General features: G+C 43.5%; 12 protein-coding genes. 7 read left to right on the forward strand and 5 right to left on the reverse strand.

The features are described 5' to 3' along the window. Positions 1-62 precede the first annotated feature (62 nt). Complete coding sequence (locus L0P88_RS01620) at positions 63-1,181, forward strand: PQQ-dependent sugar dehydrogenase (RefSeq protein ID WP_247132901.1); 1,119 nt, start codon at positions 63-65, stop codon at positions 1,179-1,181. Positions 1,182-1,456: 275 nt separating this feature from the next. Here the strand turns inward: L0P88_RS01620 and L0P88_RS01625 are convergent, their stop codons facing one another. The 4 genes from L0P88_RS01625 to L0P88_RS01640 are packed head-to-tail and all read right to left on the reverse strand — an operon-like array spanning position 1,457 to position 3,558. Next, the gene (locus L0P88_RS01625) at positions 1,457-1,678 is read right to left on the reverse strand and encodes a hypothetical protein (RefSeq protein WP_247132902.1); all 222 of its coding nucleotides are present in this window, start codon (positions 1,676-1,678) and stop codon (positions 1,457-1,459) included. Further along, positions 1,638-1,982 (reverse strand): hypothetical protein, encoded by a 345-nt coding sequence (locus tag L0P88_RS01630; protein WP_247132903.1) that lies wholly within the window; start codon positions 1,980-1,982, stop codon positions 1,638-1,640. Before L0P88_RS01630 ends, L0P88_RS01625 begins: the two co-directional genes overlap by 41 nt. A gap of 9 nt (positions 1,983-1,991) precedes the next feature. Further along, on the reverse strand, positions 1,992-2,807 hold the full coding sequence (locus tag L0P88_RS01635) for an N-acetylmuramic acid 6-phosphate etherase (RefSeq protein WP_247132904.1): 816 nt from the start codon (positions 2,805-2,807) through the stop codon (positions 1,992-1,994). Position 2,808: 1 nt separating this feature from the next. After that, entirely contained in the window at positions 2,809-3,558 is a 750-nt protein-coding gene (locus L0P88_RS01640) for a DeoR/GlpR family DNA-binding transcription regulator (RefSeq protein ID WP_247132905.1), read from the reverse strand. Between the two features lie 182 nt (positions 3,559-3,740). Here L0P88_RS01640 and nagB point away from each other — a divergent pair, with 182 nt between their 5' ends. The 6 genes from nagB to L0P88_RS01670 all read left to right on the forward strand — a co-directional run bounded on the left by nagB (position 3,741) and on the right by L0P88_RS01670 (position 11,917). Next, positions 3,741-5,672, forward strand: a complete 1,932-nt coding sequence (gene nagB, locus L0P88_RS01645; RefSeq protein ID WP_247132906.1) for a glucosamine-6-phosphate deaminase — start codon at positions 3,741-3,743, stop codon at positions 5,670-5,672. A gap of 164 nt (positions 5,673-5,836) precedes the next feature. Further along, a complete protein-coding gene (locus L0P88_RS01650) occupies positions 5,837-7,354 on the forward strand; it encodes a glycoside hydrolase family 10 protein (RefSeq protein WP_247132907.1) in 1,518 nt (505 codons plus the stop codon). A 2-nt stretch (positions 7,355-7,356) separates the two neighbouring features. Then, complete coding sequence (locus L0P88_RS01655) at positions 7,357-8,634, forward strand: MFS transporter (RefSeq protein WP_247132908.1); 1,278 nt, start codon at positions 7,357-7,359, stop codon at positions 8,632-8,634. Further along, positions 8,627-10,177, forward strand: coding sequence for a glycoside hydrolase family 3 protein (locus L0P88_RS01660; RefSeq protein ID WP_281499708.1), 1,551 nt, complete (start codon positions 8,627-8,629; stop codon positions 10,175-10,177). The genes L0P88_RS01655 and L0P88_RS01660 overlap by 8 nt, the downstream gene beginning before the upstream one ends. Then, on the forward strand, positions 10,174-10,851 hold the full coding sequence (locus L0P88_RS01665; RefSeq protein ID WP_247132910.1) for a class I SAM-dependent methyltransferase: 678 nt from the start codon (positions 10,174-10,176) through the stop codon (positions 10,849-10,851). The genes L0P88_RS01660 and L0P88_RS01665 overlap by 4 nt, the downstream gene beginning before the upstream one ends. After that, positions 10,838-11,917 carry an anhydro-N-acetylmuramic acid kinase gene (locus L0P88_RS01670; RefSeq protein WP_247132911.1) on the forward strand — a complete coding sequence of 360 codons (1,080 nt, stop codon included), beginning with the start codon at positions 10,838-10,840 and terminating at the stop codon, positions 11,915-11,917. The genes L0P88_RS01665 and L0P88_RS01670 overlap by 14 nt, the downstream gene beginning before the upstream one ends. Before the next feature lie 13 nt (positions 11,918-11,930). On the opposite strand, the gene L0P88_RS01675 is transcribed toward L0P88_RS01670, so the two are convergent. Next, entirely contained in the window at positions 11,931-13,145 is a 1,215-nt protein-coding gene (locus L0P88_RS01675; protein ID WP_247132912.1) for a multidrug effflux MFS transporter, read from the reverse strand. Positions 13,146-13,223: the final 78 nt, after the last annotated feature.

Consider the following 13,223-nt stretch of genomic DNA (forward strand, 5'->3'; position numbering starts at 1 on the left):
ACCAGTCAAACGACAAAAAACTGCAATTCAACTGGACTTTCCTTTCATTTAACGATAAAATTATGAAAAACTGTATAATTCACTTGTATTTTTTCGTTGTACTGCTTGCTCAGGGCTGTGCCCAAAACGTAGATCAGACCATAAAAACTCCTATAAAAGAGCAAATTAGCGCAACATTGGTGGTTCCCGATCTTGAAATTCCATGGGGTTTTGATTTTCTTCCCGACGGTTCCATCCTACTTACCGAAAAATCAGGTGAACTTATCCATTACACGAATGGAAAAAAAGTGGAAATCAGTGGACTTCCTGAAATCAAGGTATTGGGTCAAGGCGGGTTGATGGATGTAAAACTTTATCCCAACTACGCTGAAAACCAGTGGGTTTATTTGACCTATGCATCTCCTGAAGGGGAAGGAAAGGGTGTCAATACCGCAGTAATGAGGGCAAAACTCGAAGGAAACCGATTGACCGATCAAAAAGTGCTGTACAAAGCGAGTCCAAATAGCAGTAAACCGTACCATTTTGGTTCCAGAATGGCTTTTGATAACAATGGATACCTCTATTTCTCAATCGGTGACCGCGGTAGTAGGGATGAAAACCCACAGGATATCAAGCGCGATGGCGGCAAAATCTATAGAATACACGATGATGGAAAAATTCCCAATGACAATCCCTTTGTAAATACCTCAGGGGCCAAAACGGCCATTTACAGTTATGGCCATCGAAATCCACAGGGAATGGTGAAACATCCCACGACCGGGGAAATATGGATTCATGAGCACGGTCCCAGGGGTGGCGATGAATTGAACATTGTACGAAAAGGAAAAAACTATGGCTGGCCCATAATCACCTATGGTATTAATTACAGCGGTACCAAAATTACGGATGAAACCTCCAGACCGGACATGGAACAGCCCATTTACTATTGGGTACCTTCCATAGCACCCTCCGGATTGGAGGTCATTGGTTCTGACAAGTATGCCGACTGGAAGGGGAACGTATTGGCAGGATCCTTGGTCTTCCAATACCTGGAACGCCTTGTCTTGGAGGATAACAAGGTAACCTATCGTGAAAAACTGTTGGATGGCATGGGAAGGGTACGGAGTGTGAACCAGGGACCCGATGGTCTGATTTATGTTGGTATAGAGGGAAAGGGAATCTACAGACTGGACCCCAAATAATGGTCACTTTGCTGTTTTTGCCAAAAATCTGCTAAAACGTTCCTTTTTATTAACTTGATATACTAGGATCGTTGGGGCCTTGCTTCAGGGAAAAGGAATAACAATACCATAATATTCGGAAAGACCAATGCCAAAATCATGGCATTCGAAAATGTAATAACGGCGTCCACTAGAATTATGGACAAGGAGCACAGCTTAAGGTTATTCCCAAATATAAAAATTCTAAAAAAGGACGGTCCACGGATTTCATTGTGGTATCCTAACGACGGAATGTTTTAGGATAAGAGCATTGTCAAAGTTTTATTGGCTTTCTCGGCAACCGACTTACGTGCATCGGTCTTTAATCTTTCCAAATAAGGTATGATCCAGCCCTTTAAATCAGTATCCTTTTTTGCCCATTTTCCCAAAGTTTCCATAGTTTGGTTAAGTACGATCCAGTCATAACTATCGGTTAAATTATGTTGCATAATTCTCAAAGCTGCCTGTTTTTTGGTCATGGGTCATATCTTTTTCCAATTGCATAAAAAGCTGGGATAACCTCCACTGGGTGGAAGGCTGGTCAATTTTTGAAATTTCGTCCAAAAACCTATCGATGTAGGGCAATAACAACGCTTTTTGGGCTTTACAAATTCGTTTCATGGCATTGGACACCCGTAAACGGACCTCCGCATCATCAGAAAAATAGCACTCAAAAAGTTCATTGAACAAGTTATGGTCGGTAAGTGCCTCTGTTACCACTTCAATGGTGTTTCCGAGCGAGTTGGGATGACCGCCCTTTAGACGGCTTTCAAAATCATTCATTTCCGGTTTTCACCTTTTTAGTTGGGAAATCGCCTCCCTAACCGAACCATATTTTTTTAACGCCCTTTCCGCACTGGCATAATCCATATCCAGCGCTTCCACCAAATACCGTGTTCCGCGGTCCACCAACTTATTGTTGCTCAATTGCATGTCCACCATTTTGTTGCCCTTTACCCGACCAATTTTAATCATTAGGGCCGTAGAGATCATATTAAGCGCCAGCTTTTGACTGGTACCACTTTTCATTCGGGTACTCCCCGTGACAAACTCAGGTCCTACTTCAATTTCAATGGGGATATCCACGGAGGTGGCCAGTGGCGAACCTGGATTGTTGGTAATTCCTGCGGTCAGGAGGCCATTTTCCTTGGCATCCTTTACGCCTCCCAGCACATAAGGCGTAGTGCCAGAAGCGGCGATGCCCACTACGGTATCATTGGAATTGATATTGAATTCCATTAAATCCTTCCATGCCTGAATGGTATTGTCCTCAGCAAACTCCACAGCTTTGCGTATGGCGCCGTCCCCTCCTGCTATTAAGCCAATGACCCGGTCATGGGGCATACCAAAAGTTGGCGGAATTTCCGAAGCATCCAAGATTCCCAATCGACCGCTGGTCCCCGCACCGATATAAAACAAACGCCCTCCTTTTCGAAACCGGACGGCCAGGGCATCGACCAGTTTTTCCAGTTGTGGAACGACTTTCCCCACAGCTTCAGCTACCTTTTTGTCCTCTTGATTGATTCCCCTGAGCAAAGCTCCGGTTGATTGTTGCTCCAAATGATCGTGGAGCGAAGCCTGTTCCGTTATCTTTTTAAATTCTGCCATACTAAAGCAACTTGATATTTTGGTCCTTAAAACTATTGAGAAGCTGGTGATTGGGTTCCAACTCGGTAATCATAGTATCGATTTCGTTGATATCACAGGTCTTGTAACGATGTTGGGAATTCAACTTTTCAGAGATACTGAGCAAAACCGTATTTTTTGAAGCTTTGATCACTGCCTTTTTGGTCTGTACAATATCCCAATCAAATTCCGTCAGTCCGTAGCTCGCATCCACATAACCCGTCCCTATAAAACCGTAATCAACTTTGATCTGTGATAAATTATGTATGGTATTGGCGCCTATGGAGATTTGGGAATCCTTGGATAGCACACCTCCAATAAAAATAGTTTCGATATTAGGTTTATTGAGCAATTCCATGGCTACGGGCAGGCTCAATGTAAAACAGGTGATACTTTGTTGTGGAGGAATCAATCGCGCCAATTCCAAACAAGTGGTACCTCCATCAATTAAGATAACACTATTGTCCCTGATCAATCCAAGTGCTTTTTGGGCAATCGCCGTTTTCTGTTCCAATGCATACACATTGTTCCTGGCAGGACTGTAATTGGCGAAACCCAGGGATACGGCACCTCCATGAACCTTACGCAATCGATTCTCCGCATCCAATTCCTTAACATCCCGCCGCACGGTATCAATGGAAACATCCAATTTTTCGGCAATGTCCGTTAGCAATACCCGATTATGTAACTCGACCTCATTTAATATGGTACGCTGGCGCTCTTCTTTCAACATAAAGCTGGAATCTTCAGCAAAGATATTGATTTCCTTTTATTGCAGTTTTATTCTTTTTTAAGTTATTAAATTGTTATTAATTGCAAAAAACAGCATTTAAAAAAGCAAAAAACAGCAAATAGTTGTATCTTTGTTCCAAACAACGGCATAAAACCGCTATTTCGAAATACCAATTTAGGACAATGCAAACCATAACAATACCCAAAAAGAGTTTTGATATCTCTTACAAACCCGTAGGACAGTTCGAAGAAACACGTTTTGAAAAAATCCATAATGTTCTTTTTGACAGCTCAAGTCAGGCCTCAATTATAGTCGCCCAGGAAATGGCTGCACTTATTCGTAAAAAACAACAACAGGGCTTGCCCTGTGTTTTGGGTCTTGCCACCGGCTCATCCCCCATTCGCGTTTATGAGGAACTGGTACGAATGCATAAAGAGGAGGGATTAAGTTTTTCGAACGTAATTACCTTTAATCTTGACGAGTACCTGCCCATGGAAAAGGATAACCGTCAGAGTTATTGGTACTTTATGCACGAACATTTGTTCAACCACGTAGATATTGCACCGGAAAACATAAACATTCCCGATGGTACCCTGACCGGTGATGACATTATACCTTATTGTTTAAAATATGAACAGAAAATAAGGGATTATGGGGGAATTGACTTTCAATTATTGGGTATTGGCAGGACAGGTCATATTGGTTTTAATGAACCCGGTTCACATTATAACTCGGGGACGCGTGTCATTACCTTGGACCATATTACCAGGGTAGATGCCGCACCAGCCTTTTTAGGTATAGTCAACGTACCCAGACGGGCAATAACCATGGGTATTTCAACCGTACACAATGCCAGAAGGATCGTGCTTCTGGGATGGGGACAGAATAAGGCTGATATCATCAAAAAAACCGTTGAGGGTGAAATTTCATCCGAAGTGCCCGCCACCTATCTCCAAAGACATCACAACTGTACTTTTGTCTTGGACAATGGTGCGGGCAGCAAACTGACCCGAAACAAAACCCCATGGTTGGTTGACGAGTCTTGTGAATGGACCGAAACCCTTACTGCCAAAGCCGTACTATGGCTCAGTATTACCTTGAACAAGTCCATTTTAAGTCTTACCGATAAAGATTATAACGATAATGGGATGTCTGGGTTATTGGCCCAGCAGGACTCCTACGATCTGAACATTAAAATGTTCAATCGCTTACAACATACCATAACCGGATGGCCCGGTGGTAAGCCAAATGCAGACGACACCAACAGACCGGAAAGGGCGGCACCTGCTAAAAAAAGGACCATTATTTTTAGTCCACACCCAGATGATGATGTGATTTCCATGGGCGGTACTTTTGATCGCCTGATCAGTCAAGGACATGAGGTACATGTGGCGTATCAGACTTCAGGGAATATCGCCGTGACCGATACCGAAGCCCTGAAATTTGCGGAGGTTTTAAATACCGTAAATCCATCCGAAAAGGCAGGTTCACTAATTAATGCCATTACGACCAAAACCGAAAGTGCGATTGATACGCTTGAGGTGCGAAAACTTAAAGGAAGTATCCGAAGAGGGGAATCATATGCCGCCACGCGATATTTGGGACTCCCCGATGGGAACGTTCATTTTCTGGACCTTCCATTTTATGAAACAGGCACGGTAAAAAAGAACGCTTTGACCCAAGATGATATTGATATTATGGTGAGTATCATCAAGGAAGTTAAACCCCATCAAATTTATGCTGCCGGTGATCTCGCTGACCCACATGGTACCCATAGTGTCTGTTTGGACGCTGTCCTTGCCGCCCTTCAGATTTTAAAGACCAAAAAATACATGGAAGACTGTTGGGTTTGGTTGTATCGGGGTGCATGGCACGAATGGGATATTCACGAAATAGAAATGGCGGTTCCCATGAGTCCTGCCCAAGTCATGAAAAAACGAAACGCCATCTTTTGCCATCAGTCCCAAAAAGATGGTGTCATGTTTCAAGGTGACGATACCCGGGAATTCTGGATGCGAGCAGAGGAACGGAACAAAAGCACAGCGGAAAAATATCGCAAACTAGGTTTGGCAGAATATGCGGCCATAGAAGGGTTTGTCCGATATCATTTTTAATATTGGACGCATCTTGACTTTTCCATTCCCTAAAAAATGGCCGAAATTCCCCCCTATTTCGTTATTTTTCTTAGCTCGAACGCTGCTATAACCTTCGAAAATTTGCCCATCTGGCCAATTTTCAACTCATTTTCGGTTACAAACAAAAAATCAAGATGGGTTCAGTGAAGAGACAACATACAGTACACAAACCGTTTAAAAAACTATCATGGGCATTCTTGTCCGTGATAGTTTTTGGTTGTGGACCCCTTCAAAACAACTATCCCGCTAAGGAATTCAGAGGGGTTTGGGTGGCTACTGTGGCCAATATTGATTGGCCAAAAAATGGAATGGACGACTTAAAAAAACAGAAAGAGGATTTTTTACAGCTGCTCAATTTCTATGATGAACTAAACTTTAATGCCTTAATCGTACAAATACGGACGGCAGGTGATGCCTTTTATGCGTCGGACATGGCGCCTTGGTCCCGTTTTTTGACCGGAAAAGAAGGAAGCCCCAAAGACAATTTTGAAGATCCACTGCAATGGATGGTGGACCAAACCCATCAAAGGGGGATGCAATTCCATGCGTGGTTCAACCCTTATCGTGCCACATTTGATCTGGATACCACCATTTTGGCCAAAACCCACGATTTTTATCGGCATCCTGATTGGATGGTAAAATACGGGAAGAAGTATTACTACAACCCGGGGATTCCTGCGGTAGGGAAACATCTGACCAAAGTAGTGGAAGAAGTGGTCATGGACTATGCCATTGATGGTGTCCATTTTGACGATTATTTCTATCCGTACAAAGTGGCCGGGGAAACATTTAAGGATTCGTTGGCCTTTGCCCAATATGGCCTGCCAGGACAATCCCTGGAAGATTGGCGTCGCAGCAATATCGATTCATTGGTCAAGAATGTGCACCACACCATTAAAGCCCATAAGTCTTGGGTCCAATTTGGCATTAGTCCTTTTGGGGTCTGGAAGAACAAAGCTACGGACCCCCAGGGTTCGGACACCAAAGCTGGTCAAACCACTTATGAAGATTTATATGCCGACCCGCTATTGTGGATGGAAAAAGGTTGGCTGGACTATATTGTTCCCCAAGCCTACTGGAGTATGGAATATCCTGCGGCTTCACATAAAAAAATCACCCAATGGTGGGCCGGTAAAAGTATAAATACCAATCTCTTTATGGGCAATGGCGCCTACAAGGTGCGGAACAATTCAGACAGGGCATGGTCTAAACGAAAGGAACTTACCAAGCAACTAACCCTTGCACGTTCCATTCCGCAGGTTCAGGGAAATGTTTTCTTTAGTGCCAAGTCCCTGCCCCAACACCGGGACATCGTCAAGAAAATTCGAAGGCATTTCTATAAAGTACCGGTCACCACACCACCAGCACCCAATGGACCTTATAGGAATATCGAAGAACCTGGGGTCGTTTCGAAAAACAATTCCAATGGTGCCATGGAAATCTGCCTGTCCCATTACGACTCCGTCCCCAGATATGTTTCAATTTACCAATTGAAGGGAAAAAAGAGGCAATGGACAAAATTGATAAAAAAAGTCTACCTTCCTTCCAATGGATCCAGGAGTTGCTTCAACATTAAGGAAACCAAAAGGAAAATAGCCGCAAAAATCACTGATGCGTACGGAAATGAAAGTAAGCTAAAACCAATAGAGAAACCCCACTAGGAATGTCAGAAATCAAAAAAGATAAATGGGCATGGGCATGGGTACCTGTTTTATACTTTACCCAGGGACTCCCCTATGTCATTGTAGTCACTGTCTCGGTCATCATGTATAAAAAACTGGGCATTAGCAATGCGGATATTGGTCTGTATACGAGTTGGCTCTATTTGCCATGGGTTCTAAAGCCATTATGGAGTCCGTTCGTGGACTTAAGAAGTACCAAGCGCAAATGGTTTCTTTGGATGCAATTATTGATTTCCGTGGCCTTGTTTGGTGTAGGGCTTTCCCTGCCGACAAATATCTTTTTCACCACTACCCTAGCCTGCTTTTGGATGGCCGCCTTCGCTTCGGCCACAAACGATATTGCCTCCGATGGCTACTATATGATTGGGCTCACCGAAAAGAAACAATCGTTTTTTGTAGGGATACGAAGTACTTTTTACCGTTTGGCCATGGTTACCGGTGAAGGACTTATCGTTATCCTTGCCGGTTTTTTGGAAAACCGTTATGGAGACAATACAAAAGCATGGAGCATCACCATGACGGCAACTGCCTTTTTAATGTTGGGACTCACCGTATCCAACTTTTTTGCCACTCCAAAGTATGAGACTTCGAATACCATTGCGCTCGATAAGCCCAAAGGATTTTTTGAAGTGTTCGTTTCTTTTTTTAAAAAACCAAATATTGGGATAGCATTGGCCTTTATCCTGACCTATCGATTGGGAGAATCCCAATTGGTTAAAATGGCTGCCCCTTTTCTTTTGGACCCTCTGGAAAAAGGAGGGCTGGCCTATTCTACGGAAAGGTTGGGGACCATCTTTGGAACCGTTGGCGTCATTATGCTCTCCCTGGGCGGTATTCTTGGCGGAATATTGATTTCAAGGGATGGGTTAAAAAAATGGATGCTTCCCATGATACTTTCCCTAAATGTACCCAATATACTGTACGCCATTCTGGCATGGACCCAGACCACCAGCATAGTAGCTGTTACTACAACGGTGGTTTTTGAAAAGTTTGGCTATGGCTTTGGGTTTGCGGCATTCTTGATGTACCTCATTTATATTGCGGAAGGAAAATCAAAAACCTCGCATTATGCCATTGCCACAGGTTTTATGGCCTTGGGCATGATGCTCCCCGGAATGGTAAGTGGGTTTATGCAAGAATGGTTGGGGTATAGTGGCTTCTTTATCTGGGTGGTCATTGCCGCTTTGCCAGCCCTGTTCTTACTACCCTTTTTAAAATATCCAGCGGATTACGGTAAAAAAGGAAATTCAGATGCTTAAAATTCCATCATACCATAGCATACGAAAGGAAATCCCAATTTCAACAAAAGTTGGGCAACTATTTATGCCAGCTGCATTTATCAATGATACCGAAGCTGAAATCCAAAAACTGGAAAAGCTTATTCAACAATACCATATTGGGAGTCTTTGTTTTTTCCATAGTAGGGCAAGTGCGGCCACCAATTTTGAGGGCAAAAAAGAAGTAATCCATAATGAGAACAGTTATGAACGATTACTCTATTTAATACAACGCTACCAAAGGGCGGCAACTTTTCCATTATTGATTGCCATTGATGCGGAATGGGGATTGGCCATGCGCATAGAAAATACGCCCCAGTACCCCTATGCCATTACCTTGGGTGCCATGAAAGATCAAGAAGAGTTGGTCTACAAGGTTGGGAGGAACATCGCACGGGATTGTCGCGAAGCGGGTATCCATTGGAACCTCTCCCCTGTGGTGGATATCAACCTAAATCCCGAAAATCCTGTCATAGGCTATCGTTCCTTTGGCGACAACCGTGAAAAGGTTGTAGACTATGCCAAAGCGTATCTTAAGGGAATGCAATCCGAAGGAATATTGAATTCCATCAAGCATTTTCCCGGACATGGCGATACGGCCACGGATTCCCATTTGGGACTTCCTATAATTGACAAACCAAAAAAGGAACTTCTGGACAATGAGCTCTATCCGTTTATTGAATTGATGGATGAAGGTTTGGATTCGGTTATGGTGGGACATTTGGCTGTTCCCAGCCTTACGAGCGGAAAAAAAATTTCAGCATCCATTTCCAGGGAGATCATGACCAATTTTTTACGGAACGAAATGAAATGGGATGGCACCATCATCTCCGATGCCCTGAATATGCACGCCATTTCCAAGGGTTTTACCAAAAAAGGTGCTTTGGAGTTCACTGCTTTTGAAGCGGGGAACGATGTCCTGTGCTTTGCGGATAATGTGGAAGAAGGTATTCAGATGATTTCAGAACAATGTGATGTTGACCAAATTGAAGCCAGTTTTAAACGAGTATGGGAACTTAAGGAAAATGCAAACACCGGTTCCGAAAACGGGTTGGCACAAACGGCAGAAGACCATACCCCTCTAATGCAGCAGTTGGCCAAGGAAAGCATCACCGAACTAAAAGGGGATGGTACGGTCATCAAAAAGTTTAGGGAAGAAGGGTTTCAGTTGATCCAAATTGGCCAACAAAGAGGCCAGTTCCATGATACTATGGAGTTGAAAGCCTCGGATTCCGGCAATACCCTTTTAAGCATTGTTCCAAGACAGGTAAAACCAAAGGACAATTTTGGGTTTACCAAAGAGGAACTTGAGGTAATCCATGAAGTTCTAAACCAAGGAAATACCATACTCTACCTTTTTGGCAACCCTTTTGTGCTCAATTTATTTCCATGGGAAAGCGCAAGTGCGGTGGTTGTGGTCTATCAAGATTTTCAAGTGTTTCAGGAAAATGCCGTGAACCATTTTAACGGGGTGGTTGATGCCAAAGGAAAATTGCCCGTGACCCTAAAATCAGCTGTCGTATGAAATCAAACATTCTCTTCTCTTGGAAAAAAAATGCGGAAGAATGGAATTTGGTAGTTGAAAAAGAGCTTATCCCTTCAAGGAAATTTACCAATAAAGCCATAGTGGATACCCTTGTATCATCCCGGTTGGGAAAAGTGGCCGATTTGGGTTGTGGTGAAGGCTGGCTCACCAGGGAAATGACAAAACTGGGCATAACGGCCCATGGGTTTGATGCCACTGCCGAACTGATTCAATTTGCACAAAAAAAAGGCCCGGAAGCCTATCATATTTTAAGTTTTGAACGTATTGCAGAGGGTGAACCTTTGCCCCACTCCCCTTATGACGGGGCGGTTTTCAACTTTTCATTGTACCTAAAGGACCATACCGCCCCCCTTTTGCAACGAACATTGGAATGTTTGACCAATAACGGGATTCTGCTTATCCAAACCCTGCATCCCTTCTATTTGATGGAAAACGGTTTTGGGTACCAATCCCAATGGCTATCAAATTCCTGGGAAGGACTTTCTGGAAATTTCTCTTATGGACATCCTTGGTATGCCAGAACTTTGCAGGATTGGATACATTTACTTGCACAAATTCCCAATACTTCATTTGAAGTCCAAGAGATTACAAATGATGCAAAAAGGCCGGTTTCCTTACTGCTCACTCTAAAAAAACACTATGAAAACAATTAAAGTTTTGGGCATGATGTCCGGCACTTCCCTGGATGGATTGGATTTGGCCTATTGTCATTTTTGGGGGAACAACGGAATATGGGACTTTGAAATTAGGCAGTGTACCACAGTACCCTATGAACCGGAGTGGTACGAAAAGTTGAAAAATGCCATTCACTTATCAGAAGAAGAACATCAACAATTGCATTTGGACTATGGCATTTGGTTGGGGAAACAAGCAAAGGATTTTAGTAAAGGTAGTGACCTCGACATAGATTTTATTGCCAGTCATGGACATACTTCCCACCACAGACCTGAAGATGGGATTACCTTTCAGTTGGGAAACGGGCAAGAATTGGCAAACGCATCAGGGCAAAAAGTGGTCTGTGATTTCAGGACCTTGGATGTACGATTGGGAGGACAAGGGGCACCTTTGGTCCCCATTGGTGATGAATTATTGTTATCCGAATATGATTTCTGTTTGAATTTAGGGGGTATCAGCAATATATCCTTCCAAAAAGGGGGGAAACGAATTGCTTACGATATTGGACTGGCAAATATGCCGCTGAATTACCTCACCGAAAAAATCGGTTTGAAATATGACAAAGGGGGAAAACTGGCCAGTAAGGGAAAACGACGTCCGGACCTATTGAAAAAACTGAATTCCCTCCCCTATTACGAAGCTCTTTATCCAAAATCCACGGGATATGAATGGTTTTCGTCCGAGGTCAAGCCGCTTATTGCGGATGCAAAATTCCCAACGGAAGATTTACTTAACACCCTAATACACCATAATTGCGAACAAATCGCCAATGCCATCAAAGCGGAAAAACCCAAAAAGACCAGTCGTGTTTTAGTAACCGGTGGAGGGGCTTTGAACACTTATTTTATGGATACCCTCCAAAAAAAGCTAGGGAAAGCATGCACCGTAGTTGTTCCGCCCAAAAAGTTCATTGAATATAAGGAGGCCATGATCTTTGCCTTTATGGGCGTATTAAAATCAATTGGGCAAATCAACGTGTACGCTTCGGTTACGGGCGCACGGGAAGATTCCAGTAGTGGAACGGTCTTTGAGCCCATGGGATAATCCAGGGACCATCCTATCTCACCACGGCCATCTTTTTGGATTTACGCAAAATAAAAACAATGACCAGGGACAATAGGCCGCATATGGCCAATCCCAAAAACAAGGGCAATACCCTTTCATCCACATATTTTCCAATTAAAGAGGCAATGGGAATTGCGATGACCGTAGAGAAAAAACCATTAATAGCCGCTCCAATACCGGCAATGTGACCAATGGGCTCCATAGCAATGGAACGGAAATTGCCCCACATAAAGCCAAGACAAAAAAACTGTAGCGATAGAAACGTGACCAAAACAAAAACGTTGGGATTGGTTGGAGAAGGCCAAAACAAGAGCACATACAGTAGCGCAACAGAACAAAATCCCACCAGTGCCATGGTCGATAATCTGCGCATACCAAACCGTAAAACCAAAGTTCCATTAAGTAAGGTGGAGAGACCTATGGAAATCGCCAGTCCCGCAAAAATATAGGGAAAGGCTTCCTTAAGCCCGTACTGGTCCTCAAAAATATGTTGGGAAGCACTGAGGTACACCAAGAAAGAACCGGTCACCAAGCCAGAAACAATGGTATACGCCACGGTTTCCTTAAACCGTAATAATTCCTTTAAACCATCCATGAACAGATGACTCGTAAACGGAATTTTATATTCTGGATGTAGGGTCTCCGGTTGTCGCCTCCAAAACCAAAGGCCTACCATTGCCGTCAAAACCAATTGGATATAAAAAATGGCCTGCCAATTGGCAACGTCCAATATTAATTTTCCAAAAGCAGGTGCCACTACGGGGACCAAAATGAAAAATGCCGTTACAAAGGACATCACCTTGGCCATGAGATCGCCTTTGTACATGTCCCGAATAATGGAAATGGAGATGGTCCTTGCCGTGGATAGGCCTATTCCTTGAAGGATACGCCCCGCAATCATCCATTCCAGATTAGGGGCCGCCAAACAGATTATGCTGGCCACCACAAATACCAAAATGCCCAAATAGACTACGGGCTTTCTACCAATGGAATCCGAAAGTGGTCCAAAAAAGAGCTGCCCCACTCCCAGTCCAAGAAAAATCATGGTCACCAACATTTGATTATCCGTAGCATCCTGGCTATTGATGGATTCCCCAATGTGTGAAATCGCGGGTAGTAAGGTGTCTATACTCAATGCCACAATGGACATCAACGCGGCCATCAATGCCACAAATTCAAAACTAGGCTTGTCTTGGGTATTTTGCATGATGCAAAAGTACCTAGACCCTTTGGATTGATAAATCTTTGGGTGTGATAGTTTTGTTAACCAAGTCATTTTGTCCGG

It is taken from the genome of Muricauda sp. SCSIO 64092, assembly GCF_023016285.1.
Lineage (GTDB): Bacteria > Bacteroidota > Bacteroidia > Flavobacteriales > Flavobacteriaceae > Croceivirga.

Excerpts from the sequence above, each read along its gene's own strand:
- L0P88_RS01620 (WP_247132901.1), top strand. The coding sequence starts at position 63 with ATGAAAAACTGTATAATTCACTTGTATTTTTTCGTTGTACTGCTTGCT.
- L0P88_RS01625 (WP_247132902.1), bottom strand. The coding sequence starts at position 1,678 with ATGACCAAAAAACAGGCAGCTTTGAGAATTATGCAACATAATTTAACC.
- L0P88_RS01630 (WP_247132903.1), bottom strand. The coding sequence starts at position 1,982 with ATGAATGATTTTGAAAGCCGTCTAAAGGGCGGTCATCCCAACTCGCTC.
- L0P88_RS01635 (WP_247132904.1), bottom strand. The coding sequence starts at position 2,807 with ATGGCAGAATTTAAAAAGATAACGGAACAGGCTTCGCTCCACGATCAT.
- L0P88_RS01640 (WP_247132905.1), bottom strand. The coding sequence starts at position 3,558 with ATGTTGAAAGAAGAGCGCCAGCGTACCATATTAAATGAGGTCGAGTTA.
- nagB (WP_247132906.1), top strand. The coding sequence starts at position 3,741 with ATGCAAACCATAACAATACCCAAAAAGAGTTTTGATATCTCTTACAAA.
- L0P88_RS01655 (WP_247132908.1), top strand. The coding sequence starts at position 7,357 with ATGTCAGAAATCAAAAAAGATAAATGGGCATGGGCATGGGTACCTGTT.
- L0P88_RS01660 (WP_281499708.1), top strand. The coding sequence starts at position 8,627 with ATGCTTAAAATTCCATCATACCATAGCATACGAAAGGAAATCCCAATT.
- L0P88_RS01665 (WP_247132910.1), top strand. The coding sequence starts at position 10,174 with ATGAAATCAAACATTCTCTTCTCTTGGAAAAAAAATGCGGAAGAATGG.
- L0P88_RS01670 (WP_247132911.1), top strand. The coding sequence starts at position 10,838 with ATGAAAACAATTAAAGTTTTGGGCATGATGTCCGGCACTTCCCTGGAT.
- L0P88_RS01675 (WP_247132912.1), bottom strand. The coding sequence starts at position 13,145 with ATGCAAAATACCCAAGACAAGCCTAGTTTTGAATTTGTGGCATTGATG.